This is a genomic window from Pseudomonas sp. StFLB209 (assembly GCF_000829415.1).
In the GTDB taxonomy this organism is placed as follows: domain Bacteria; phylum Pseudomonadota; class Gammaproteobacteria; order Pseudomonadales; family Pseudomonadaceae; genus Aquipseudomonas.
On the sequence record NZ_AP014637.1, the window covers coordinates 23,394 to 44,879 of the forward strand.

Genomic DNA, 21,486 nt, shown 5'->3' on the forward strand with positions numbered 1-21,486 from the left:
GGAAAACGTACCCATCAGGAAGAAAGTTTCTGGTTATGAACGAGCGCACGAGGCGCTCGAATAGATGCTGCAATGGTGCTAGGACAGACCGCTCAAGTACAGACACATTCATTAATAATAAATATCGAGCCGGGACACGATCGTCTGCCGGCAGTTTCAATGCCATTCAGGTCAATGGCGTCATGACCGCCTTGCGATAAGCCGCACGCGTCTTGAGCCGCTCGTACCAGGCCTGCAAATGGGGCAGCTCAGGGCGCTCAATGGGCATCTCGAACCAGCCGTAGGCAAAGCTGCCCAGCGGAATATCGCCCATCCCAAAAGCATCACCGGACAGGTAAGGCTGATCGGCCAGCACGGCATCAGGGATTGCCAGCAGGCCATGCAGCGTCTGGATACTTTGGTTGATGAAGTCCCAATCCTGCTTTTGCGGCGCAGTGCGCACAACGCCCCAAAACACCGGTTTAAAGGCTTCGGCCAGCGTCGAGGTGGTCCAGTCCATCCATTTGTCAGCCTGCGCGCGCACTTGCGGATCAGCCGGATACAGCCCTGACGCTGCGCCGTAACGCGCGGCCAGATAGCGCACGATGGCGTTGGATTCCCAGAGCACGAAGTCGCCGTCTTCAATCATCGGCACCCGGCCGTTGGGGTTCTTTGCCCGGTACTCTGGCTCGTCGACCAGGCCAAAGGCACCGCCAGCGTCCTGGCTCAGGTACGGCACTCCGACTTCTTCTGCAATCCACAGTGCCTTGCGGACGTTGCTGGAATTCTTGCGTCCCCAGATCTTGAGCATTTGCTTACCTCCTGTGATGACCGCCATTCGTCGCTGACCAGTCTACCCTGTAACGGTCGCAACTTACTGGCTCATGCAGGGTCACTAACCATGTTATGAACACGGCCCGACCGTCGCCGTCACGGAGGATTATTTATGCTGTTGTTGTGGATCGCAGGATTGCTGGTAGGCAGCGCCTGGCTGGCGCACCGCCGCGTTATCCCTATCGCAATATTGGGTGTAATCGCCCTTTATCTGCTGGCCATGGGCATCTGGAGCCACGCGCCGGGCTGGTTGCTGGGCATTTTCTGGCTGGCATGGCTGGCCGTGCTGCTGCCATTGGTGCTGCCAGAGCTGCGCCGCAAACACTTCAGTGCGCCGATGTTCAAATGGTTCAAGAAAGTGTTGCCGCCGATGTCCGACACCGAGCGCGATGCCATCGACGCCGGTACTGTGTGGTGGGATGGCGAGCTGTTCAGCGGTCGTCCGGACTGGAACACCCTGCTCGCCTACCCGCCAGCGACCCTGACCGAAGAAGAGCAGGCGTTCATCGATGGCCCGACCGAAGAACTCTGCGCGCTGGTCAGCGACTGGCAGATCGGCCAGGACATGGACTTGCCACCAGAGGCCTGGGCGCACATCAAAGCGCATGGCTTCTTTGCCCTGATCATTCCCAAGCAGTATGGCGGCAAAGGCTTCTCTGCCTACGCGCACTCGCAAGTCGCAATGAAGCTGGCGACCCGCAGTGGCGACCTGGCCTCCACCGTGATGGTGCCCAACTCGCTCGGCCCGGCAGAATTGCTGCTGCATTACGGCACCGAAGAACAGCGTAACCATTACCTGCCCCGCTTGGCCCGTGGCGACGACATTCCCTGCTTTGCCCTCACCGGCCCACTGGCAGGCTCCGACGCCGGGGCAATGCCCGACACCGGGATCATCTGTAAAGGCCAGTGGCAGGGTCAGGAAGTCATCGGCCTGCGGCTGAACTGGGAAAAACGCTACATCACCCTCGGCCCGGTGGCGACCTTGCTGGGCCTGGCGTTCAAAGCCTACGACCCTGATCATCTGCTCGGCGAGCAGACCGAGCTGGGCATCAGCCTGGCGCTGATCCCCACCGATACCCCCGGTGTCGAGATCGGCCGCCGTCACCTGCCGCTGGGCGCCGCCTTCATGAACGGGCCGAACAGCGGCAAGGATGTATTTGTGCCGCTGGATTACCTGATCGGTGGCCAGCAAATGCTTGGCAAGGGCTGGATGATGCTGATGAACTGCCTGTCGGTGGGTCGCTCCATCTCGTTGCCAGCGGTAGGCACCGGCGCGGCCAAGTACACCAGCCTGGTCACTGGCCAGTACGCGCAGGTTCGCGAGCAGTTCAACGTCCCACTGTCGGCCTTCGAAGGTATTCAAGAAGCGCTGGCACGGATCGGCGGCAATGCCTGGCTGATGGACAGCGCACGGATCCTGACCGCCAATGCTGTGGATCTGGGCGAAAAACCGTCGGTACTGTCGGCGATCCTCAAATACCACCTGACCGAACGCGGCCGTGAATGCATCAGCCACGCCATGGATGTGCATGGCGGTAAAGGCATCGTCATGGGTCCGAACAACTACCTGGCGCGCAACTGGCAGACCGCACCGATCTTCATCACCGTCGAAGGCGCAAACATTCTCTCGCGCAACCTGATGATCTTCGGTCAGGGCGCGATCCGCTGCCACCCGTTCGTACTCAAAGAAATGGCCCTGGCCAGCCGTGAAGATCATGACCGGGCACTGTACGAATTCGATGACCTGCTGATGCGCCATATCGGTTTTGCGGTGGGCAACGCCGCCAGCACCCTGATACTCAATCTGGGCCTGGGACGCTTTGACAAACGTCCCGGCGACAGTCTCAGCCAAGGCTATTTCCGCGCGCTGGACCGTCAGGCCGCCGCCTTTGCCCTGCTGGCTGACCTGAGCATGATGCTGCTCGGCGGCGAGCTGAAACGCCGCGAGCGCCTGTCGGCGCGCCTGGGCGATGTGCTCAGCCATCTTTACCTGGGGTCGGCAGCGCTCAAGCGCTACCACGATCTTGACTCGCCTGATTATCTGCGCCCGCTGTTGCAGTGGGCCATGGAAGAAAGCCTCGGCGAGTCCGAGCGGGCGCTCGATCAGTTGCTGCGCAATTTCCCCAACCGCTTGCTGGGCTGTGCGTTGCGGGCGGTGGTATTTCCGTTCGGTCGCCGTCACAAAGGCCCTGACGACGCTCTCGATGCCCGAGTCGCGCAACTGCTGGGCCGCAGCAAAGGTGATCCGGCCCTGGAGCAACTGCTGGCTGGTTGCTACCGCCCGCAAGCTCAGGAGGATGCTGTCGGTGCGCTCAACCATGCCCACCAGCAGGTTCAAGGCAGTCAGGCAATACGCCGCAAACTGCAACTGGCGGTCAAATCGGGGCAAGTCCAGGTGCACGGTGACGAGTCGCTGATTGATGCCGCCTTACGCGCCGCAGTGCTGCAGAGCACAGAAGCGCACAGCCTGGAACAAGCCGAGCAGGCGCGGCGCAAAGTGATCGACGTCGACGATTTCAGCAAAGAGCAGTTGGCGCCTGCGCCTGACAAGGTCAGATAACCAATCCCACAGCGGGCGCGATGAGGCTTATACTCTCGCGCCTTTTTTACATCCGAGGATTTCATCATGGCCGACGCCATTCTCAACCATCATCTGGCTCTGCTGACCCACCTGCGCAGCATTCTGGTTGCCTTGGGCGAGGCCGAGCAGGTGGAAGAAGCCAACCACGCGCTGTTCATGGAGCGCTTCGACGAGTTGATCGAGCAACTGCCGCAAGACCCGCTGCAAAGCCAGTATCTGGGCCAGGACCTGATGTGCCAGGTGATTCAACGTTACCCGCAGATCGCCCACCTGGTGCCTCGCGACCTGCTGTGGTTCTTCGGCGGCGACTGCCTGCACTTCATGCCAGATGAAGAGATCGACCTCTATCAGGCCCTGGAGGAGCGTCGCTTTGAAGCCGAAGAAAATGACGAACCCTTCGACTGGGCTCAGGAAAAACAGCTGCTGTCGCTGAACACCCAAGGGCCGTCGCACTGATTGCAGGAGTGGCCGGGCGGTGCTCCGCTTTAGCCGCGCAGGCAGCGCCATGGTTTTTGGGGCAAAGAAAAAGGGGTCGTGATCGACCCCTTTTGTTTGCCTGAAGAATCAGTCCAGGCTCGACAACAAGTCTCTGGCCATCTGCTGATGCGCCTCGTCGCCGTATTCAACCACCTGTTCCAGCAGCCGCCGCGCGCCGTCAACGTCACCTTCATCGATCATCAACTGAGCCTGATTGATTTGAGTCAGCGGCTCTTCGTCCAGTTCCATCAGGTCGAATTCCATGCCGTCGTCGTCGGCAAAGCTGTCGAGAAATGCATCGTCCAGCGCGTCATTGCCGACGGGCTCGACCAGTTCGATGGGTTGGATGTTCTGCTCATCCAGCCCGGAAAACCCCTCCAGCCCGTCCAGCAGATCAAAGCCCGACAGCGACTGATCGACACCGGAGGGCGCGATGATCTCGATAGAATCATCTGCACCATAATCCAGGTCCAGGGAATCACCCGCCTCAAGAGGTTGCGCGGACTCGACAGACGCCCCCCGAAACGGCTCGTCATCGAGTTCGAAAACTTCCGGCAATTCGGTAAGGTTGGATGCAAAGTGCGGATCCAGCGGTGCAGCCTCGGGCACCTCGGCCTTGCCATGGTGCGCTGGTTTGTCAAACGGATCGACCAGATCCCAGTCAGCGTCCATGGACAAATCATCCAGGTTCAGCTGGAACTCATCGTCGTGCTCCGGATTGAGCGCAGCGGCTGCAGTTTCGTCCAGTTGTGCCGGGGCCTCGGGCTTCGGCTGCGCGGGTTCAGCAACTGCCGGTCCGACCATCGCGGTAACCGCAGCAGCCGCCGCTGCGGCGCCCACGGCCACCCCTGTGGCGGCAACGGCGGGTGATGGTTTGAGCTGCGGGTAACGATCACGTATTCCCTGGATCTGTTCACGACTCAGGCCATGTTCCAATGCTGCCTGCTCTTGCTGCTCGAATCCCGCAATGTCGCCCTGCTCGCCAAGCAGCTCAAGAATACGTTCGCGAACATCTGCTCGCTCAGGTTGCTTGCTCAGGGCATCACGCAAGATAGCCAAGGCTTCATTAAAACGTCCATAAGCGATGTAGATGCTCACACCATCCAATGCATCCGGCGCCGCCCCGGAAAGACGCTGGCTGCTCGTTACCTTGTTCAACGACGCGCCATTACTGGCGCTCTGCACAGGCGCGGCAGCCGGAGGCGCGACGACAGGAACTTCGTAGACGGGCAGCGCCACCGCTTGAGCCGGCTTGATCAGCCGCTCGTCACTGACGGCTGGCTCAACATGCTCAGGCGTCGACACGCTCTGGCGACGTTGGCGCAGCCGCAAACCGAGGATCAACAGCAGCAACGCTGCAACCACACCGAGTAACACCGGCAGGCTGAACAGAGGATTGTCGGTGCTGGCCTGTTCAGCTGCGGGCGCAGCGGCTGGCGCAACCACAGCAGCAGGTGCCGCCGGGTTACCGGCAATCGCTCGCGTGCTCAGGTCCGGAGCCTGAGCGGCGTCACGCATTTCGGCCAGCCGGGCCTGCAAGACAGTGACGGCCTTGTCGCGCTCGAACACCTGTTCCTGCAACGCGCGATTGAGGCTCTTCAAGTCTTCGAGCTGTTGGTTTTCAATGGCATCGGCAGCCAGTTGCGCCGCTTTCTGGGCATCCGCCACAACAGGCACTGCAACGGCGTCAGCGGCTGACGGTTCGACTGCAGGCGGTTTGGGAACTACCGCAGCGTCTGGTAACAGCAGGTTTTGCCCGGCCCGCAGGGCACTGCCCGCGCCAGTCGGAAATGCCTGCGGGTTGAGCGCCTGGATGCCGTCTGCCAGTTGCGCCGCCGAACCGTTGCTACCGGGGCCCTGCAACCGGCGAGCGATGCTGTTGAGCGTGTCGCCGTCGGTAACGATGTAATGCTTGCCCTGCACCGCCATGGGCGGCGCCTTGGGCATGCGCGAATCCTGCACGCTTGTTTCCTGAAGCGGCTTGCGGTTACGCGTCGCCGCCAGGCCCTCGGGGGTGTTGGCCGGATCGAGCAACAAGGTGTATTCGTGCAGCAGGTCACCGTTGGGTCTGGACAACTGCACGACAAAGCTCAGGTAGGGTTCTACCACAGCCTTGTTCGACGAGACCTGTATATAGCCACTATTGCCGCGGATGACCGGCGTAAAGCGCAGGTCATTGAGGAAGAAGACCCGTTCTATACCCGCTTTGGTGAATGCGTCGGGTGAAGCAAGCTTGACGACGATGTCTTCAGGGTCGAGGCCAGCGGTCTCAATCAACTGAATCTCGGCGTTCAACGGCTGGTTGAGCGCCGAGTGCAAACGGATCTCGCCCATCCCCAATGCTGCGGCCATACCCGACCAGCCAAGCGAGCAAAGCGCTACCCACATCGCCAACCCGTGGCGACGTCCGCCCGCTTTCAGGGCAACTTTTACGCCGCGCTCCACTCTTTTCAGCATGCGACCCCTTATGGAAACCGTTCCTGGTTTCCCGCATTGAATTGCGCCCAAGTATGAGCGAGAACCCGCTGCCACGCTTCAGGTTCTTTCCAGGTTTTCCAGTATGCGCGCATGCACCCGCATGCAAAGTTGCAGTTCTGTTTCATCGACACCGGTGAGCAACTCGGCGCGCAGGGTATTGGCGATGGATTCGATCTGCGCGATCAGCGGCGCGGCGCTGTCGCAAAGCAGGATCTTCTTCGCCCGACGGTCTTCGACAACCGCCTGGCGGCGAACCAGGCCCTGGGTTTCAAGGCTGTCGAGCAGGCGGGCCAGGGTCGGCCCTTCGACGCCGACGCTTTGCGCCAGCTCACGCTGGGTCGGCGCCTCATCATTGAAGCGGGCCAGATGCAGCAGCACCAGCCAGCGGGCCTGGGACAGGCCCAGACCCGCCAGCCGCCGGTCCAGCTCGGCGCGCCAGCCACGGGTCATCTGGGCCAGTTGCATCCCGAAGCGGTGTTCATCAGTCAAAGGCATAACAAACTCATGGTTAATCTAATTATTAGCCAGCTAAGCATGGCCTCTGGCCGCGATCAAGCGCAGCGCCGAGACCTTTCGTCGCAACCTGTTACGCCTCGAACTCCGACTGCAGGGCGGCACGCACGCAATACAACACCCCTTCAGGGACCCGACCGCTGAATTGCGCGGCCACATCGCTGACCGCCGGCAGCTCGCCCTCGCCGTCGAGAAACGCGTCCTGGATTTCTTCTTGCAGTTCGGCTTGCAGATCAAGCGCCTGCTCAAGCGACAGTTGCTGGCCGGCAATGGCTTCAGCCAGCAGGCTGTAGACATTCTTTTCCGAGCATTGCAACTGCCCGGCGATCTGAATCGGGGTCATGCCGGCACGGGCCAGACTGATCAGTTCGTGGCGCAGGTCGGCCACCACCTTGGGCGCCTCGGCCTGACCACTGAGCACTTCAAGGAAGGCTTCGCCGTAACGCTCCAGCTTGCGCGCGCCCACGCCACTGACCCTGGCCATCTCGGCCATCGAGCGTGGCTGACCCCGGAGCATTTCCAGCAGGGTCGAGTCCGGAAAGATAACGTACGGCGGCACCCCATGCTCTTGCGCCAGGCGTCGGCGCAGGGCACGCAGCGCGTCCCACTGTTCGCGCTCTTCACCACGCACCAGTTGGCTGGCCGGACTACCGCTGCCGCCGCTACTGCGGCTGGTACTGGTCTGGGCCTTGAGATCGCGGCGCAGTTCCAGGCTGACCTCACCGCGCAGCAAGGGCCGGCAACTGTCGGTCAGGCGCAGCCCGCCGTAACCTTCCAGGTCGATATCGGCCAGGCCACGGGCGACCAGTTGCCGGAACAAGGTGCGCCACTCACCTTCCGAGCGGCTTTTGCCAACCCCGAACACCGCCAGATGCTGATGACCGAAGTTCTGCACCTTGTCGGTAGACTTGCCGAGCAAGACGTCCACCAGATGGCCCACCCCGTAGCGCTGGCCGGTCCGGTAGATCGCCGACAGCGCCTGGCGGGCAGGCTCGGTGGCATCCCAGGTCTGCACCCCGTCGACGCAATTGTCACAGTGCCCACAGGGTTGTGGCAGCTCTTCGTCGAAGTAGGCCAGCAGTGCCTGGCGCCGGCAGCGAGTTTCTTCACACAGTGCCAGCATGGCATCGAGCTTGTGCTGCTCCAGGCGCTTGTGCCGCTCGTCGCCCTCAGAGTTTTGCAGCATTTGCTTGAGCATCAGCACATCCTGCAGGCCGTAGGCCATCCAGGCGTCAGCGGGCAAACCGTCACGCCCTGCGCGGCCGGTCTCCTGATAATAAGCTTCCAGCGACTTGGGCAGGTCCAGGTGCGCGACAAAGCGCACGTTGGGCTTGTCGATGCCCATGCCAAACGCCACGGTGGCGACCATGATCAGGCCTTCCTCGTTAAGGAAGCGCCGCTGGTTGCTGGCCCGGGTCTCGGCGGGCAGGCCAGCGTGGTAAGGCAGCGCCGGGTAGCCGCTGTTGCTGAGAAACTCGGCCACTTCCTCAACCTTTTTGCGCGACAGGCAATAAACAATACCGGCATCACTGCGCCGCTCGGACAGGAACGCGAGCAACTGCTTGCGCGGCTGCTCTTTGGGCACGATGCGATAAAAGATGTTGGGCCGGTCGAAGCTCGACAAAAAGCGCTCGGCATTTTGCAAATGCAAACGGGTGACGATCTCTTCGCGGGTCCGCTTGTCGGCTGTAGCCGTCAGGGCGATGCGCGGCACATCGGGAAACAGCTCGGCCAGTTGACCCAGTTGCAGGTATTCGGGACGGAAATCATGACCCCATTGCGATACACAGTGCGCTTCATCAATAGCGAACAGCGCAATATTGAGGTTCTGCAGGAACGACAACATACGCGGCTGAACCAGCCGCTCGGGCGCCAGGTAAAGCATTTTGAGCTGGCCCTGGCGCATGCGCGCGGCCAGTTCACGCTGCTGCTCGGCGCTCAGGGTCGAGTTCAGCGCGGCGGCCGACACCCCCAGTTCATCGAGGGTCGCAACCTGGTCGTCCATCAACGCGATCAGCGGCGACACCACCACGCAAAGGCCGTCGCGCAACAGGCCGGGCACCTGGAAGCACAGCGATTTGCCGCCGCCGGTGGGCATTAACACCAAAGCATCGCCGCCGCTGGCCACGCGCTCGATAATCGCACCCTGGCGCCCCCGGAAGCTGTCGTAGCCGAAGATGTCCTTGAGAATGCGTTGAGCCTGTTCGAGCATAAAAACCCCGGGTTGTGCTGCTACAGCAGGCCGCGTCGGTCGAGCCGCGCGGCTACAAACGCGGCAGTATACCCGAGCGCCCTACTCAGCGGAGGCTCTGTACATCAGCTGTCAATATTGCCCGGCAGTGCTCACGCTGCTGGCGCCCAGGCCGTTGAGAGCCTAGAATTTGGCATCGTTTATTTCCAAGGTAGTCCGTCAATGTCCTTCGCTGAGCAACTTACCCGCCTGCAAGTCTTCCTTGATGCAGATGATCTGCACGATGAAGCACTGGACTACGTGGCCGCCCATGGCTACCTGACCGCCCTGTCAATCTGCTCGGAGCAGGTGCCTGAGCGCGAGTGGATCGAAGCACTGTTCGCTGAGCCACCGCACTACGCCAGCGACGCGCAGCGCGAAGAAATCGAAACCACTCTGGTCTTGTTGCAAGCGCATATTGCCCGCCAATTGGCCTCGGACGAAGAGTTCGAACTGCCTTGCGACCTGGACCTGGGCGACGACCCGGACGACTCGGAACTGCGCGGCTGGTGCATCGGCTTCATGGAAGGCGTGTTCCTGCGCGAGAACGCCTGGTTCGAAAGCGCCGAGGAAGAAGTCAGTGAAATGCTGCTGCCGATCATGGTCGGTTCGGGCCTGTTCGACGAACAACCGGAATTCGCCGACATCGCCCAGGACGCCGGCCTGATGGACGACATGATCGTCCAGATCCCTGAAGCCCTGACAGCCCTGTTCCTGCTGTGCCAGGCACCGGAAGAAAAACCGGCAATCCTCAAGCCTCGCCACCACTGAGTTGGTCACCCCGTCATCGCGCACCCGCTCACACGGGCTGGTGCGCTATGCACTGCTGGCGATCGGCTGGCTGAGTGTCCTGCTCGGAATCATCGGCATCTTCCTGCCGGTGCTGCCCACCACTCCCTTCCTGTTGCTGGCCGCGGCGTGTTTCGCGCGCAGTTCGCCGCGATTTTACCGCTGGCTGGTCGAACACCCGCGCCTGGGCCCGTGGATCCGGGACTATCTGGAAGGTCATGGCATTCCGCTCAAAGCCAAGGTCTACGCCATCGGCCTGATGTGGTTCAGCATCGGGGTGTCGTGCTGGTTCGTGCCGCTGACCTGGGTGCGCGTGCTGTTGCTGCTCTGTGCGGTGTTGGTCAGCCTGTGGATTGCACGGCAAAAGGCACTGCCGCCACGGCGCTAGCGCCAGGCTTGATGCTTGCAAAACCGCTATAAGCCTTATGCAAAAAACGTCTGACCTTCGCGCAAAGTTGTTCTTAGCTGTTGTTACGCCGCTGTAACGCCCAAGGCCGTTGCAGCGCGTGGACATCACCATTGATCAAGGACAACCCCATGCGTGACCTCCCTCCCCTGTACAGCGCCATCCTGCGCGCCCTGGCCGAAGCGTTGGCTGCCAACCTGCCGAACCGCAGCCCCGAGCGGCACGATGCTGCGCCAACGCTCAGAGACTGCACCCCCGCGCAGCACGCCAGCGATCAGCGGCCTGCGTAACTATTTTTTCTTGCTGTCGCGGGCAAATGCCGCTTCCAGCGCTTCGTTGAGGGTACGCAGCACCTTGACCCGCGCCCAGCGCTTGTCGTTGGCCTCCACCAACGTCCACGGCGCAATCGAGGTGCTGGTGCGGTCAACCATGTCACCGACTGCGCGGCGATATTGCGGCCATTTTTCGCGGTTGCGCCAATCGTCTTCGGTGATTTTGTGGCGTTTGAACGGGATCTCTTCCCTGGCCTGAAAACGCTCCAGCTGGGTCTGCTCGTCGATCGCCAGCCAGAACTTGACCACCACCACCCCGGCGTCGGTCAACTGCTCTTCGAAGTCGTTGATCTCGCCGTAGGCGCGTAACCAGTCGGTCTCGCTGCAGAAGCCCTCGACTCGCTCGACCAGCACCCGGCCATACCAGGAGCGATCAAACACGGTGAACTTGCCGCGTGCCGGGATCTGCCGCCAGAAACGCCACAAGTACGGCTGGGCGCGTTCGTCTTCGGTCGGCGCGGCAATCGGCACGATGTGGTACTGGCGCGGGTCCAGCGCCGCCGCCACGCGGCGGATCGCGCCGCCCTTGCCGGCCGCATCGTTGCCTTCGAACACGGCCACCAGCGCATGGCGTTTCATGCGTTTGTCACGCATGTTGCGCGACAGACGCGCCTGCTGGGTGATCAACAGATGCTCGTACTCATCCTTGTCCAGTTGCTGGTTCAAATCGAGGCTGTCGAGCAGGGTCAGTTCATCGTCATGGGTGCCGCGCGGTCCGACCGCCAGCGCCTGGGGTTCGACTGGCGGGGTGTTCAGCGCCGCCTGCATGCCTTCGAGCAGTAAACGGCCAACGGTCAGGCTGCGATAGTTGGCATCGGCGCCTTCGATCACATGCCAGGGCGCATATTCACGGCTGCTGCGGCGCAGCACCCGCTCGCCGAAGCGCACAAATTTGTCGTAGGTCTTGGACTGCTGCCAGTCCAGCGGGCTGATGCGCCAGCTGTGCAGCGGATCGTCGCGCAGGCTTTTGAGGCGTTGTTTCATCTGTTTACGCGACAGATGGAACCAGAATTTGAAGATGATCGCGCCTTCATCGCTGAGCATCTTTTCCAGCCGCTCCGCGCCGCTGATCGCCTGGTCCAGTTGCGCGTCCTTGAGCAGGCCATGCACCCGGTCCTGAAGCATCTGGCTGTACCAGTTGCCAAAGAAAATGCCCATCCGGCCCTTGGCCGGCAATTGTCGCCAGTAGCGCCAGGCCGGGGGATGATCGAGTTCTTCGTCGGTCTTCTGGTCGAAGGTGCGCACCTCGATGAAGCGTGGGTCCATCCACTCGTTGAGCAATTTAACCGTCTCGCCCTTGCCGGCGCCCTCGATGCCATTGATCAGCACAATGATCTGCCGCCCGGCCTGCTCATGCAGCTCGTACTGGGCTTCAAGCAATGCCTCGCGCAACGCGGGCACCTGCTCGTCGTACGCCTGCTTGTCGATGGCATGGCCGATTTCAGCGGATTCGAACATCCTGGAACTCCCTTTACGAATCTTCGTTGATAGCGCTTTGCCCATTAAGACCATCAATTCGCCCGATGGGTCAATCCGTTCAGCCTGCGACCGGGTAAAATGCCGCCTCGTCCACCGCAGAGCCCGCCATGACCGCCTCCTTCCAGAACGCCCAGCTCAGCTGGGACGAAAACGGCAACCCACGCTCCAACGCCTTCGATGACGTGTATTTCGCCACCGATGCGGGCCTGGAAGAGACCCGACATGTGTTTCTGATCCAGAACGACCTGCGCGCCCGCTTTACGGCCTTGCCGGCGGACGGGCGGCTGGTCATCGGCGAAACCGGATTCGGCACCGGGCTGAACTTCTTCTGCGCCTGGCAGTTGTTCAACGAGTGTGCACCGGTCGGCGCACGCCTGCATTTTGTCAGTGTCGAGAAGTACCCCCTCAGCCATGCCGACCTGCAACGCGCCCTGGCGCTGTGGCCGGAACTGGCTGCGCAAGCCGGGCAATTACTGCACCAGTACCGAGCCATTCATCCAGGCTTTCAGCGGCTGCTGTTCGACGACGGGCGTATTACCCTGACCCTGCTGATTGGCGATGCGCAGCAGATGCTGGAACAACTGGACGGGCGCATCGACGCCTGGTTTCTCGATGGTTTTGCCCCGGCTAAAAACCCTCAGATGTGGAACGAGCAGCTGTTTGCGCAACTGGCGCGGCTGTCGGCGCCCGGCACCACGCTGGGCACTTTCACCAGCACCGGCTGGGTACGCCGGGCGTTGGGGGCGGCCGGTTTCAAGATCAAGCGCGTGCCGGGCATCGGCCATAAATGGGAAGTCATTCGCGGCGCCTTTATCGGTTGGCCCGACGAAGCCGAGGCGCCCCCTGCGGTCAAACCCTGGTTCGCCCGCCCACCGCGGCCTGCCGGTGAACGCAAAGCCCTGGTGATCGGCGGCGGCCTGGCCGGTTGCAGCACGGCACGCAGCCTGGCCGTGCGTGGCTGGCAGGTCAGCCTGCTGGAGCGTCATGAACAGTTGGCCAGCGAAGCCTCGGGCAACCCGCAGGGCGTGCTGTACCTGAAACTTTCAGCCCATGGCACGGCGCTTTCGCAACTGATCCTCAGCGGCTTCGGCCATACCCGGCGCCTGCTGGAGCGTTTGCAGCGTGGCAGCGACTGGGACGACTGCGGCGTGCTGCAACTGGCGTTCGATGACAAAGAGGCGCAGCGCCAGGCAAAACTGGCCGAAGCCTTCCCGGCCAGCCTGTTGCACGTGCTGGACCAGCACGCCGCCGAACAACAGGCCGGGGTGAGCCTGCCCGGCGGCGGGCTGTTCTACCCCGAGGGCGGCTGGGTGCATCCGCCGGCGCTGTGTCAGCAACAGGTCGAACACCCGAATATCAAGGTTCTGACCCACCACCAGGCGCTGGATCTGCGCCACGAAGATGGCCTGTGGCAGGCCTGGGCCGATGACCGGTTACTGGCCAGCGCTGCGGTGGTGGTTCTTGCCAATGCCGCCGATGTGCAGCGCTTTAGCCAGAGTGCCGAGCTGCCGCTCAAACGGATTCGCGGGCAGATCACTCGCCTGCCGGCGACCGCCGCCAGCCAGGCGCTCGCGACTGTGGTCTGCGCCGAAGGGTACGTGGCGCCGGCGCGTGGCGGCGAACATACCCTGGGCGCAAGCTTTGACTTTCATAACCAGGACTTGAGCCCGACCCTGGCCGAACATCAGAGCAACCTGCAATTGCTGGAGGACATCTCGCCGGACCTCAGCCAGCGCCTGCATGGCGCCGATCTGGACGGCGCGCAATTGCAAGGCCGGGCAGCCTTTCGCTGCACCAGCCCCGATTATCTGCCTATCGTCGGCCCGCTGGCTGACGGGCAGGCGTTCGCCCACACTTATGCGGCGCTGAGCAAAGACGCCCGCCAGATTCCGCCCCTGGCCTGTCCATGGCTCGACGGCCTGTACGTCAACAGCGGCCATGGTTCACGAGGGTTGATCACCACACCGTTGAGCGCCGAATTGCTCGCGGCCTGGCTGGACGACGAACCGTTGCCGCTGCCGCGCAGTGTGGCCGAGGCCTGCCACCCCAATCGCTTCGCGCTGCGCAGCCTGATTCGTGGGGGCAAAAGCTAGATTCGGCGGGTTTTTGTAACAGGCATTTGCACAGGCGGCTTTGACCTGAGCGGCGATAAGCCCTACGGTGGTTACCTGCACACGCTGAAAAACGGAGACTCGCATGCTGTTTCGTCAACTGTTCGACAGCCAGACATCCACTTACAGCTACCTGCTCGCCGATCAGGGTCAGGCGCTGCTGATCGACCCGGTCAAAGAGCATCTGGACGATTACCTGCGGTTGATTTCCGACCTTGATCTGCGCCTGATCATGGCTATCGACACCCACACGCACGCCGACCACATCACCGGCCTGGGTGATCTGCGCGATGCCACCGGCTGCAACACCGGCCTGGGTCAGGAAAGCCACGTGCCTTGCGCCAGCTTCAACTTCCATGACGGCCAGAGCCTGGCCTTTGGCAGTCGCGAATTGAAGGTCTGGCATACGCCGGGGCACACCAGCGATTCGTACTGCTTTCTGCTCGCCGCCCGCGGCCGTCAACCGGCCTGGTTGTTCAGCGGCGACACGTTGTTGATTCGCGGCAGTGGCCGCACCGACTTTCAAAATGGCAGCGCCCGCCAGCAGTGGGCCAGCCTGCAACGCCTGCTGGATCTGGGCGACGACACGCTGGTGTTCCCGGCGCACGACTACAAGGGCTGGACCTGTTCGACCATTGGCGAAGAGCGCCGTCACAATCCGCGCCTGCAAGTGGCCAATGCCGAAGAGTACGCCGCGCTGATGGACGGCCTGCACCTGCCGCCACCCCGCTTGCTGGACGTGGCCCTGGCGGCCAATCGGGCTTGCGGGCAAAACTGACCGCTCATAGAGAACCGCGCCATGCTGCAGGTTGACGACCTCATCAAGCACTACCCCACCGCCCAGGGGCCGCTGCAAGTGCTTGATGGCGTCAGCCTGCAACTGGCGCCTGGCGAAAGCCTGGCGTTGATGGGTGAGTCGGGCAGCGGCAAGAGCACCCTGCTGCACCTGATTGCCGGCCTGGACCGACCAGACAGCGGCTGTATTGCTGTCAACGGCCAGCGTCTGGACGGCTTGAATGAATCCGCTCTGGCGCGCTGGCGGCGCAGCGGTATCGGCCTGGTGTTCCAGCAGTTCAACCTGATCGGCAGCCTCAAGGTGGCAGACAACCTGGCCTTTCAGGCGCGTCTGGCCGGGCGCCACGACCGCGCCTGGCAAGCGCAACTGGCACAGCGTCTGGGTCTGAATGGCTTGCTGGATCGCTATCCCGAGCAACTGTCTGGCGGCCAGCAACAACGGCTGGCCATCGGTCGCGCACTGGCCGCACGGCCGGCCTTGCTGCTCGCCGACGAGCCGACCGGCAATCTCGACGAAGCCAGCAGTGACGACGTCATGCAACTGCTCATGGAGCTGTTGGCCGACAGCCCCACCAGCCTGCTGATGGTCACCCACAGTCCGCGCATCGCCGCCCGCCTGGCTCGCCGGGTGGTATTGCATAAAGGGCGGCTCGACGACGCCGCAGTCCACTGAGATGAGCGCACTCGGCTGGACGCTGTGCGCCCTGCTGAGTCACTGGCGGCGTCATCCGGTGCAGTTGGCCGGCGTGCTGGTCGGCTTGTGGCTGGCAACCGGGTTGCTGACCGGCGTGCAGGCGCTCAACAGCCAGGCTCGCGACAGTTATCAGCGCGCCAGTCAGTTGCTCGGCGGCCAGGCCCAGAGCTGGCTGGTCAGCCCCGACGGTGGGCCATTTTCCGAGCGGTTGTTTGTCGAGCTGCGCCGGGCCGGCTGGCCGGTGTCGCCGCAACTGCAAGGCCGGGTCAGCCTCAACGGTGAGCGCCTGCAACTGCTCGGCATCGAACCGTTGACCCTGCCACGTGGCACTGCGTTGGCGGGCCAGACGCTGGGCAACGACCAGTTGCTGAATTTCCTGCGCCCGCCCGGCGTCACCTGGATCGCCAGCGATACGTTGCGGGCGCTGGGTTTGCAGGAAGGCCAGCAACCAGCACTGGACAACGGCCAGCGCCTGCCGCCATTGCAAAGCGTCGCAACGATGCCACCGATGCTGCTGTTGACCGATATCGGCCAGGCGCAAACCCTGCTGGCAATGCCCGGGCAAGTCAGCCGCCTGCTGCTGGCCAGTGACTTCGCCGCCACCCAGCCAGAACTGCTCCCGCGGTTTGCCGACCGGTTACGCCTGCAGCACGGTGATGCCAATGACGACCTGGCGCGCTTGACCGACAGTTTCCACCTCAATCTCGATGCCTTGGGGGCTTTGGCTTTCGTGGTCGGCCTGTTCATTGTCCATGCGGCTATCGGCCTGGCGCTGGAACAACGTCGCGGCCTGCTGCGCAACCTGCGCGCCAGCGGGGTCAGCGTGCGCATGCTGGTGGCCGCGCTGGCCCTGGAGCTGGTCGGCATGGCTGGGCTGGCCGGCATCGCCGGGGTGTCCAGCGGCTTTGTGCTGGCCAGCCTGTTGCTGCCTGACCTGGCCGCCAGCCTGCGCGGCCTGTATGGCGCACAGGTGGCCGGGCAGCTGAATCTGGGCGCGGGCTGGTGGCTGGGCAGCCTCGGCGTGGCGCTGCTCGGTGCCCTGCTCGCCGGCACCAGCAGCCTGCTACGCGCCGCCCGCCTGCCAGTGCTGGCGCTGGCCCGTGCTCAGGCCTGGCGTGAAGCGCATCAACGCTGGCTGCGCCATCAGCGCCAGATTGCCCTGGCGGGTCTGGCGGTTGCGCTGGGCGCCGGGTTCGGTGACAGCCTGATCAGCGGTTTTGTGCTGGTCTCGGCACTGTTGCTCAGCGCGGCGCTGGGCCTGCCGGTGATTCTCGACGGGTTGCTGGCGGTGGCTCTGCGCCGTAGCCATTCGGTGCTGGGTCAATGGTTCATTGCCGATTGCCGGCAGCAGTTGCCGGCCCTCAGTCTGGCGTTGATGGCGTTGTTACTGGCGATGGCCACAAGCATCGGTGCCGGCGGCATGACCGCAGGCTTTCGCCAGACCTTCAACACCTGGCTGGAGCAGCGCTTGAGCGCCGAGTTGTACGTCACCGTCGCCACCCCGCAACAGGCCCGTACCCTGCCCGACTGGCTGGCGCAACAACCGGGGGTCAAAGCGGTACTGCCGGACTGGCAAGTCAGTGTGCGCCTGCAAGGCTGGCCAGCCGAACTGCATGGGGTGATCGACCATGCGCATTACCGCGAACACTGGCCGCTACTGGCCGGCAGCGCCGAGGATGCCTGGCAGCAACTGGCGCAACAGGACAGCGTGATGCTCAGCGAACAGTTGGCCCGGCGTCTGGGCCTGGACGTTGGTGACACGCTGGAGATCCCGGTACCGCAAGGCCGCTGGCACCCACGCATCATTGGCCTGTATGCCGACTATGGTAATTCACGTGGCCATTTGCTGGTCGATTCGCGGCACCTGTTACAGCACTGGCCCGACCTGCTGCCTGGCCGTTTCAGCCTGCGTACCGAGCCGCAGGCCGCTGGCGTGTTGAGCGCCGCGTTGCAACAACGCTTCGGCCTCGACGATAGCCGGATCGTCGATCAGCAGCAGCTTAAAGACTGGTCCGGTAAAGTCTTCGAACGCACCTTCGCCGCCACTGCGGCGCTCAATAGCCTGATCCTCGGCGTGGCGGGCATTGCGCTGTTCATCAGCCTGCTGACGCAAAGCCAGGATCGTCTCGGGCAACTGGCGCCACTCTGGGCATTAGGGGTCGACCGTCGTCGTCTGGTAGTGCTCAATCTTGCCCAGACCTGGCTGCTGGCCAGCCTGACTTTGCTGGCCGCTGTGCCGCTGGGCGTGCTGCTGAACGGGTGCCTGAACGCGGTGATTCAGGTCCAGGCGTTTGGCTGGCGGCTGCCCACTCAGCTGTTCCCGCTGCAATGGCTGAACCTCACGGCGCTGGCCCTGCTCGCCACCTTGCTGGCCTCGGCCGGGCCGCTCTGGCGGCTGTACCGCAGCCAGCCCACCGACCTGCTCAGGAGTTTTGATCGTGACCAGTAGCTGGCGCTTTGGCGTGCTGAGCCTGTTGCTGCTGGCCGGCTGTGACGACAAGCCGCCGGCAGAACAGGGCTTTGCCGGAATGGGTGGGCAGGCTGATGGCTACACTCAGGTCACTGCGGGCCGGCCGTTCAGCTTTCCTGCCGATCACGCCCCGCACCCGGGCTTTCGCATTGAATGGTGGTATGTCACGGCCAACCTGCAAGACCCGCAAGGCCGGCCCTTCGGCGTGCAATGGACGCTGTTTCGCAATGCCCTGCAGCCCGGCAGCAGCGGCGCCGGCTGGCAAGACACCACGCTCTGGATGGGGCACGCGGCAGCCACCTCCGCCACCTCGCATCACGCTGCCCAGCGCCTGGGACGCGGCGGTGTCGGTCAGGCCGGCGTCAACCTGACACCGTTCGCGGCCTGGATTGACGACTGGTCAATGACCAGCAGCGCCAGCGAACCGATGCGCGATCTGCACCTGCAAGCCAGCGCTGCCGCTTTCAGCTACACGCTGCACCTGACCAGCGAACGCCCCATGGTGCTGCAGGGCGAGCACGGCTACAGCCGCAAGTCCGAACAGGGCCAGGCATCGTATTACTACAGCCAGCCGTTCTACACGGTTAAGGGTCAATTGCAGATTGACGGCCAGACTCATCAGGTCAGCGGCCAGGCCTGGCTGGACCGGGAATGGAGCAGCCAGCCGCTGACCGCCGAGCAGAACGGCTGGGACTGGTTTTCTCTGCATCTACAAGATGGCACACGGCTGATGCTCTACCGCATCCGTCGCACCACCCGGCCGGCCTACCTGATCGGCAGCTGGATTGCGCCGGATGGCCAGATCCAGCCACTCACTGGCGATGACATTCGTCTTGCGCCGCTGAACGAAACCCGCGTGGCAGGCCGGAGCCTGCCGACCCGCTGGTCGATAGAAATCCCCGGCAAGAACCTGTCGATCATCACCGAGGCCCTCAACGCCAAGGCGTGGATGGACCTGGACGTGCCTTACTGGGAGGGGCCGGTGCGTGCCAGCGGCAGCCAGAGCGGGGTCGGGTATCTGGAAATGACCGGGTATTGAACGGTGGTTTGCGGTCAGGCGCAATATTGTTCAGTTAGGCACCATAGGTCTCGCTGGGAACACTTTCCAAGGAGCAGCGTGATCAAAAAAGCCAGAAGCCCCCGGCAGTCGACCTGGCTAGCCAACCTGGCGCAGCCGCCTCAGAACCCGGTCTCGCGCCAGATCACTACCAATACCGAACGCAGGAAGCTTTGCGCCAGCGATTGCCAGTCACCGGCAATCACCACCTTGCCGCGCCAGCTTTGCAGTTGCGCCAGCTCTGGCGGTTGCTCGCTGCTCAGCGTCACCCGGTACACCGCCCGCTCCGGGATCAGTTTGCCGTGTTTGTCGCGGGTCATCACCGAGCCGCCGGCGGCGCTGGACAGCTCACCATTGAGCAATTGCCGGGTGGCGTCCTGCTCAATGGCCTCCACCCGCAACGACAGGCTCAGGTCAGCGCGGCCGTCGGCGTAGAAGCGCGCACGGTCACCAACCTTGATCCGCCTTACATCGTCCTCATCCAGATAAGTTTCCACCCGCCAGATACCAGGCTGCACCAGGGTCGCCAGACGCTCGTGGGCACTGACCCAGACGCCGGGTTTCAGGCCCGGTTCGAGGTTGTACAGCACGCCATCGAACGGCGCACGCGGCGCATAGCGCGCCAGTTCGGCCTGGACACTGGCCAGTTCGGCGCGCGCCGTGCTTTCCTGTTGCGCGAGCAATTGCATGTTCTGCCGCAAGGCGGGGTCGATGCCGGTATTGGCCGCCTGCTGGCGGATCGTCTCAAGCTGCGTGCGGGCCAGGCTCCAGCGCCGCTGCAGGTCCGGCGAGGCCAGTTCGAGCATGACCTCACCGGCCCTCACGGGCTCACCGTTGGCCTTGCTCAGGCTGACCAGCTGTGCGCCGGCCGGCGCATGCACCGGAAAACTCTCTGCCGGGCGCAACAGCCCCGAAGACCCAACCCGCGTGGGCAACGGCACCACCAGCAACAGCACCAGCGGCAGCACAATCAGTGCCAGCCGCCATAGCCCCCGGCGGCTTCCCTTGAGCGTCAACAACTGCGGCCACAGACGCACTTCCTTGATTAACGGCATCAACACGAACCAGCCTATTTCAACGATGAACAACACAATGCCCACGGCCTTGATGAAGAAGTGGTAAACCAGCACCGCGATACCCAGAAACAGCACCAGCCGGTACAACCACGTGGCGTAGGCGAACAGAATCAGCCCCAGGGTTTTACTCGGAGAAAAATACTCCGGCGGCTCAAGCCCCAGGCCAAACAGATTTTCGCGCAGGTGCCAGCGCGCCAGGGCAAACGAGCGGCCATGCAGGTTGGGCATGTCCAACCAGTCAGACAACAGGAAGTAACCGTCAAAGCGCATGAACGGGCTGGTATTGATGGCCAGCGTCGCAATCCAGGTGGTGGTCGCCAACATGAACGCGCACGACTTGGGCAGGCCATCGGGCAGCAGCGCCCAGGCCAGGGTCGCCCAGGCCGCGACCACCAGTTCGGTCGCCACCCCCGCCGAAGCCACTGCCAGACGCTGCTTGTGGCGGGCCAGCTTCCACACCTCGTTGGTGTCGGTGTAGGCCATCGGGAACATCACCAGAAATGCCACACCCATCGCCGGGATCCGGCAGCCATAGCGCTTGGCGGTGTAGGCGTGCCCCAGCTCGTGAAGGATCTTGATCAGCACGATGGTCACACCGTAACCGGCCAGCCCTTGCCAGGAAAAGGTATCGATCAGGGTGGAGGTGAAGCGGGTCCATTCGCGTTCGACCAGAATCAGCCCCAACACCAGCACCATCAGGGTCAGCCAGGCAAAGCCCTTGCTGAACAATGGCGCCACCCAACCCTGGGTGCGTTGCAACCAGGCATCCGGGCGCACCAGCGGCACCCGGAAGAACAGATAACCGTGCAACAGGTTGTGCCAGAAACCGCCCTTGCGCTGACGCACCTGCGCGGCCATGGCCGTGGCACTGCCGGGCAGGCGCTGCAACAACTGGTTGTCGTGCAGGAAGCGGGTGAACTCCAGCACATCCTCTGCGAGCACCTGCAGCGTGGTCTGGCGTGAGATGTCCGCTGCAATCGCTGCGGCCTCAGCCATCTCCCAACGCGAAATGATTTCGAAGCTCAGCCAGTCGATGCGGAAAAACTGGTTGCGGATCGGGTCGTGCAAGGTCCAGCTCGGTTGCCCATCGCTCAGGGCGGGACCTGGAAACAACGCCAGTTCCTCGCGCAGCGGCGCCATGACCGGCGCCGCCGCAGGCCCGGCGGCCGCAGCGGCCATGACCGC

16 protein-coding genes are annotated in these 21,486 nt (G+C 63.0%); 10 read left to right on the plus strand and 6 right to left on the minus strand.

Going from position 1 to position 21,486, the window contains the following annotated elements:
- Positions 1-166: 166 nt before the first annotated feature.
- Positions 167-790: a glutathione S-transferase gene (locus tag PSCI_RS00095; protein ID WP_045481164.1), complete on the minus strand. Its 624-nt coding sequence runs from the start codon at positions 788-790 to the stop codon at positions 167-169.
- A gap of 135 nt (positions 791-925) precedes the next feature.
- Between PSCI_RS00095 and PSCI_RS00100 the strand changes: the two genes are divergently transcribed.
- Entirely contained in the window at positions 926-3,373 is a 2,448-nt protein-coding gene (locus PSCI_RS00100; protein ID WP_045481168.1) for an acyl-CoA dehydrogenase, read from the plus strand.
- 66 nt (positions 3,374-3,439) lie between these two features.
- A complete protein-coding gene (locus tag PSCI_RS00105; protein ID WP_045481171.1) occupies positions 3,440-3,850 on the plus strand; it encodes a PA2817 family protein in 411 nt (136 codons plus the stop codon).
- 108 nt (positions 3,851-3,958) lie between these two features.
- Here PSCI_RS00105 and PSCI_RS00110 read toward each other — a convergent pair whose 3' ends face one another.
- From PSCI_RS00110 to recQ, 3 genes are all read right to left on the minus strand, one after another.
- Entirely contained in the window at positions 3,959-6,259 is a 2,301-nt protein-coding gene (locus tag PSCI_RS00110) for a FimV/HubP family polar landmark protein (RefSeq protein ID WP_231906539.1), read from the minus strand.
- Between the two features lie 147 nt (positions 6,260-6,406).
- Positions 6,407-6,844, minus strand: coding sequence for a MarR family transcriptional regulator (locus PSCI_RS00115; protein WP_045481173.1), 438 nt, complete (start codon positions 6,842-6,844; stop codon positions 6,407-6,409).
- Positions 6,845-6,935: 91 nt separating this feature from the next.
- Positions 6,936-9,074, minus strand: coding sequence for a DNA helicase RecQ (recQ, locus tag PSCI_RS00120; protein ID WP_045481175.1), 2,139 nt, complete (start codon positions 9,072-9,074; stop codon positions 6,936-6,938).
- Positions 9,075-9,275: 201 nt separating this feature from the next.
- On the opposite strand from recQ, the gene PSCI_RS00125 reads away from it, so the two are divergent.
- The 3 genes from PSCI_RS00125 (at position 9,276) to PSCI_RS29400 (ending at position 10,577) form a co-directional block, all read left to right on the plus strand.
- On the plus strand, positions 9,276-9,863 hold the full coding sequence (locus PSCI_RS00125; RefSeq protein WP_045481178.1) for a UPF0149 family protein: 588 nt from the start codon (positions 9,276-9,278) through the stop codon (positions 9,861-9,863).
- A gap of 1 nt (position 9,864) precedes the next feature.
- Entirely contained in the window at positions 9,865-10,269 is a 405-nt protein-coding gene (locus tag PSCI_RS00130; protein ID WP_045481181.1) for a YbaN family protein, read from the plus strand.
- 149 nt (positions 10,270-10,418) lie between these two features.
- Positions 10,419-10,577 (plus strand): hypothetical protein, encoded by a 159-nt coding sequence (locus tag PSCI_RS29400; protein ID WP_158497577.1) that lies wholly within the window; start codon positions 10,419-10,421, stop codon positions 10,575-10,577.
- Here PSCI_RS29400 and pap read toward each other — a convergent pair whose 3' ends face one another.
- The gene (gene pap / locus PSCI_RS00135) at positions 10,578-12,077 is read right to left on the minus strand and encodes a polyphosphate:AMP phosphotransferase (RefSeq protein ID WP_045481184.1); all 1,500 of its coding nucleotides are present in this window, start codon (positions 12,075-12,077) and stop codon (positions 10,578-10,580) included.
- Positions 12,078-12,205: 128 nt separating this feature from the next.
- On the opposite strand from pap, the gene mnmC reads away from it, so the two are divergent.
- The 5 genes from mnmC to PSCI_RS00160 all read left to right on the plus strand — a co-directional run bounded on the left by mnmC (position 12,206) and on the right by PSCI_RS00160 (position 19,207).
- Entirely contained in the window at positions 12,206-14,191 is a 1,986-nt protein-coding gene (gene mnmC / locus PSCI_RS00140) for a bifunctional tRNA (5-methylaminomethyl-2-thiouridine)(34)-methyltransferase MnmD/FAD-dependent 5-carboxymethylaminomethyl-2-thiouridine(34) oxidoreductase MnmC (protein ID WP_045481188.1), read from the plus strand.
- A gap of 103 nt (positions 14,192-14,294) precedes the next feature.
- A complete protein-coding gene (locus PSCI_RS00145; protein ID WP_045481191.1) occupies positions 14,295-14,987 on the plus strand; it encodes an MBL fold metallo-hydrolase in 693 nt (230 codons plus the stop codon).
- A gap of 21 nt (positions 14,988-15,008) precedes the next feature.
- Complete coding sequence (locus tag PSCI_RS00150) at positions 15,009-15,677, plus strand: ABC transporter ATP-binding protein (RefSeq protein ID WP_045481194.1); 669 nt, start codon at positions 15,009-15,011, stop codon at positions 15,675-15,677.
- A 1-nt stretch (position 15,678) separates the two neighbouring features.
- Positions 15,679-18,147: an ABC transporter permease gene (locus PSCI_RS00155; RefSeq protein ID WP_045481197.1), complete on the plus strand. Its 2,469-nt coding sequence runs from the start codon at positions 15,679-15,681 to the stop codon at positions 18,145-18,147.
- Positions 18,137-19,207 (plus strand): lipocalin-like domain-containing protein, encoded by a 1,071-nt coding sequence (locus tag PSCI_RS00160; RefSeq protein WP_045481200.1) that lies wholly within the window; start codon positions 18,137-18,139, stop codon positions 19,205-19,207. Before PSCI_RS00155 ends, PSCI_RS00160 begins: the two co-directional genes overlap by 11 nt.
- 140 nt (positions 19,208-19,347) lie before the next feature.
- Here PSCI_RS00160 and PSCI_RS00165 read toward each other — a convergent pair whose 3' ends face one another.
- Positions 19,348-21,480 (minus strand): HlyD family efflux transporter periplasmic adaptor subunit, encoded by a 2,133-nt coding sequence (locus PSCI_RS00165; protein ID WP_231906338.1) that lies wholly within the window; start codon positions 21,478-21,480, stop codon positions 19,348-19,350.
- Between the last annotated feature and the right edge of the window lie 6 nt (positions 21,481-21,486).

Bases quoted from the DNA above. Each gene is read 5' to 3' on its own strand.
- PSCI_RS00095 (WP_045481164.1), bottom strand. From the start codon at position 790: ATGCTCAAGATCTGGGGACGCAAGAATTCCAGCAACGTCCGCAAGGCA.
- PSCI_RS00100 (WP_045481168.1), top strand. From the start codon at position 926: ATGCTGTTGTTGTGGATCGCAGGATTGCTGGTAGGCAGCGCCTGGCTG.
- PSCI_RS00105 (WP_045481171.1), top strand. From the start codon at position 3,440: ATGGCCGACGCCATTCTCAACCATCATCTGGCTCTGCTGACCCACCTG.
- PSCI_RS00110 (WP_231906539.1), bottom strand. From the start codon at position 6,259: ATGTGGGTAGCGCTTTGCTCGCTTGGCTGGTCGGGTATGGCCGCAGCA.
- PSCI_RS00115 (WP_045481173.1), bottom strand. From the start codon at position 6,844: ATGCCTTTGACTGATGAACACCGCTTCGGGATGCAACTGGCCCAGATG.
- recQ (WP_045481175.1), bottom strand. From the start codon at position 9,074: ATGCTCGAACAGGCTCAACGCATTCTCAAGGACATCTTCGGCTACGAC.
- PSCI_RS00125 (WP_045481178.1), top strand. From the start codon at position 9,276: ATGTCCTTCGCTGAGCAACTTACCCGCCTGCAAGTCTTCCTTGATGCA.
- PSCI_RS29400 (WP_158497577.1), top strand. From the start codon at position 10,419: ATGCGTGACCTCCCTCCCCTGTACAGCGCCATCCTGCGCGCCCTGGCC.
- pap (WP_045481184.1), bottom strand. From the start codon at position 12,077: ATGTTCGAATCCGCTGAAATCGGCCATGCCATCGACAAGCAGGCGTAC.
- mnmC (WP_045481188.1), top strand. From the start codon at position 12,206: ATGACCGCCTCCTTCCAGAACGCCCAGCTCAGCTGGGACGAAAACGGC.
- PSCI_RS00145 (WP_045481191.1), top strand. From the start codon at position 14,295: ATGCTGTTTCGTCAACTGTTCGACAGCCAGACATCCACTTACAGCTAC.
- PSCI_RS00150 (WP_045481194.1), top strand. From the start codon at position 15,009: ATGCTGCAGGTTGACGACCTCATCAAGCACTACCCCACCGCCCAGGGG.
- PSCI_RS00155 (WP_045481197.1), top strand. From the start codon at position 15,679: ATGAGCGCACTCGGCTGGACGCTGTGCGCCCTGCTGAGTCACTGGCGG.
- PSCI_RS00165 (WP_231906338.1), bottom strand. From the start codon at position 21,480: ATGGCCGCTGCGGCCGCCGGGCCTGCGGCGGCGCCGGTCATGGCGCCG.